The following is a 2991-nucleotide window of genomic DNA, read 5'->3' as shown; positions in this document are numbered from 1 at the left end:
GGGGGGAGCCGTTCGTCGGCGGCAGCGGCGGAGTCGGCCGGGTCGGGGCCCGGGCCCCGGTGGACCAGCAGCCGGGCCCTGCGGCCCAGCAGTGCCAGGTCGCGCGGGCCGATGCGCCAGCGGGGCCCGGTGAGCAGCCGTACCAAGGAGGCGTTGGCGCCGGGGTCCTGGAGGACCTCGCAGACCGCCACCAGGTCGGCGACCTCGGGGAGGTGCAGCAGACCCGAGAGCCCGACGACCTCCACGGGCACGTCGCGGGCCACCAGCGCGCCCTGGATCTCGGCGAAGTCCCCCGCCGTACGGCACAGGACGGCGATCTCGCCCGGCTCCTTGCCCGTACGCACCAGATGGGCGAGGGAGTCGGCGAGCCAGCCGATCTCCTCGGCGTGGGTGGGCAGCAGCGCGCAGCGCACCTGTCCTTCGCGCTCGGCGCCAGGCGCGGGGCGCAGCGCCTCGACGCCTTCGTGCATCGCGCGCAGGGGTTCGGCGAGACGGTTGGCGAGGTCGAGGAGGCGCCCGCCGCTGCGGCGGTTCTCGCTGAGCGAGAAGCGGGTGGCCGGAGAGCCGTCGGCGGCCGGGAAGTGGGCGGGGAAGTCGTCGAGGTTGGCGACGGAGGCGCCGCGCCAGCCGTAGATCGCCTGGCAGGGGTCACCGACGGCCGTCACCGCGTGGCCGCTGCCGCTGTCGGGGCCGGATCCGGCTCCGGCTCCGGCTCCGAACAGCCCGGAGAGCAGGAGCCGCTGGGCGACCGAGGTGTCCTGGTACTCGTCGAGCAGCACGACCCGGAACTCGTCCCGCAGCATCCGGCCGACCTCGGGTTTGGTCAGGGCCAGCTCGGCGGAGAGGGCGATCTGGTCGCCGAAGTCGAGCAGATCGCGCGCGCTCTTGGCCTCGCGGTAGCGCACGACGAGGTCGAGCAGTTCACTGCGGGCCGCCGCCGTCTCGGGGATCCTGCGCAGCTCGGCGTTGCTGAGCCTGGCGCTCTCCAGGGCGTCCAGCAGTTCGGTGTCGTACGCGCCGAGTCCCGTTGGCCGTACGAGATGCTCCGCCAGCTCGCCGTCGAGCGCGAGCAGGTCGCTGACCAGGGCGGGCAGGGTCTTCGTCAGCGCGGGATAGGGTCCTGGCGCCTCGCGCAGCACGCGGGCGGCGAGCTGGAAACGGGTGGCGTCGGCGAGCAGCCTGGCGGTCGGTTCGAGGCCTATCCGCAGCCCGTGGTCGGTGAGGAGCCGGCCGGCGAAGGCGTGGTACGTGGAGATGCGGGGCTCGCCCGGGGGGTGGTCGGGGTCGATGACATCGGGGTCGGTGATCCCGGCCCGTACGAGCGCCTTGCGGACCCGCTCGGCCAGCTCCCCCGCGGCCTTGTTGGTGAAGGTGAGCCCCAACACCTGTTCGGGCGCGACCTGTCCCGTACCCACCAGCCAGAGGACCCGGGCGGCCATCACCGTCGTCTTGCCGGAACCCGCTCCGGCCACGATGACCTGCGGGGCGGGCGGCGCGATGATGCAGGCCGTCTGCTCCGGGGTGAAGGGGATGCCGAGGAGTTCCTTGAGCTGCTCGGGGTCGGTGAGACGCACGGGGAGTTGGGTGACGGGGTGCGGGGGGTGCGGCGAGTGCGTGGAGTGGGCGGGACCAGGTGCGGACACCTCAGGAAGGCTAACGGGCCCCACGGACAGCGGCGTGGCGCGCCCCCGGGGGCCCGCCACGGCGGCCATGCACTCGTTCGGGCGAACACCCCCACCGATGCGGGACATGACGTTCTACGGTGACCGGCATGGAGCGCGTCCCGGTACGAGAGCTGAATCAGAACACGAGCGCCGTGCTCGCGAGAGTGCGGCAGGGCGAGTCCCTGGAGGTGACCGTGAGCGGATCCGCCGTTGCCCGGCTTCTTCCCATCAGCGGTCCGATCCCGTTGCCGCCCGTGCTGGGCGATCCCTCCGTGGACACCGCGCAGGGTCTTTCGACGCTGCGTGAAGAGGAGCGCTGCTGATCCACCCCGACTCGGCGGCGGTCGTGAAACTGGTCGGACAGGAGCCCGCGAGTACGGAGTCGCCGCTCACTCCACGATCTGCTGCCCCTCCGGCCGCGCGCTGCACGACGCGCGGAACGCGCAGTTCGCGCAGTGGCTGCCCGTCGTCGGCGTGAAGCGTTCGTCCAGTACGCGCCCCGCCGCCGTCGCCAGCAGGTCGCCGACCCACTCCCCGCTGAGCGGCTCCTGCGCCTGGACCTTGGGCAGGTCGTCGCCGCCCTCCTTCTTCGGCGCCGGCTGGCGCAGTTGTACGAGTTCGGCGCCGCCCGCCTCCGGTCGGTGGCCGTCGAACACCTCGTCCAGCGCGCCTTCGCGTACCGCGAGCTGGTAGACGGCGAGCTGCGGGTGGTGGGCCACCTCGTCCTTGGTGGGGGCCTGTTTGCCGGTCTTGAAGTCGACGACGTACGCGTGTCCTTCCGCGTCCTTCTCGACGCGGTCCATGGAGCCCCGGATCCGTACCTCGTACTCCCCCGCCTCGATGGTGACGTCGAAGCCGTGCTCGCTCGCCGCCTGCGTGCGGCCGCCGCGGTCCATCACATGCCAACGCAGGAAGCGGCTCAGCGCCGCGCGCGCCTGCTCCTTCTCCTGCCGCGACTTCCACGGCGCGTCGAAGGCGAGCGCGTCCCATACGGAGTCGAGGCGCTCCATCAGCACGTCGAGGACGGCGGGGGTACGGCCGGAGGCCACCTCGTCGGCGATGACATGGACGACGTTGCCGAACCCCTGGGCGGCCGTGGCGGGCTCGTCCGCCTTCACCTCGCGCCCCAGGAACCACTGGAGCGCGCAGGTGTTGGCGAGTTGTTCGAGCGCGCTGCCCGAGAGTGCGACTGGCTGGTCCCTGTCGCGCAGCGGGACCGCGCTGTGGGTCGGCTCCTCCAGGCCCCACCAGTTGTCCGGGTGCGCGGCGGGGACGAGCGCCTGGCCGTCCTCGTCGCCGAGCGCGGCGAGCCTGGCGAGGCGGCGGG

At 72.9% G+C, this 2991-nt stretch carries 3 protein-coding genes; 1 reads left to right on the top strand and 2 read right to left on the bottom strand.

Annotated features, from left to right (window positions below):
* Positions 1-1574 (bottom strand): ATP-dependent helicase (locus QR77_RS27345; protein ID WP_236711167.1); only part of this gene is annotated, 1574 nt, incomplete at its 3' end.
* A 197-nt stretch (positions 1575-1771) separates the two neighbouring features.
* Between QR77_RS27345 and QR77_RS27340 the strand changes: the two genes are divergently transcribed.
* Positions 1772-1987, top strand: coding sequence for a type II toxin-antitoxin system prevent-host-death family antitoxin (locus QR77_RS27340; protein ID WP_040028746.1), 216 nt, complete (start codon positions 1772-1774; stop codon positions 1985-1987).
* 66 nt (positions 1988-2053) lie between these two features.
* Here the strand turns inward: QR77_RS27340 and QR77_RS49160 are convergent.
* A partial coding sequence (locus tag QR77_RS49160; protein ID WP_040024710.1) for a PD-(D/E)XK nuclease family protein occupies positions 2054-2991 on the bottom strand: 938 nt, incomplete at its 5' end.

Source organism: Streptomyces sp. 150FB (genome assembly GCF_000818195.1).
In the GTDB taxonomy this organism is placed as follows: domain Bacteria; phylum Actinomycetota; class Actinomycetes; order Streptomycetales; family Streptomycetaceae; genus Streptomyces.
Note: the sequence above shows the minus strand (reverse complement) of the source record. Positions and strands in the feature narration are given on the sequence as shown.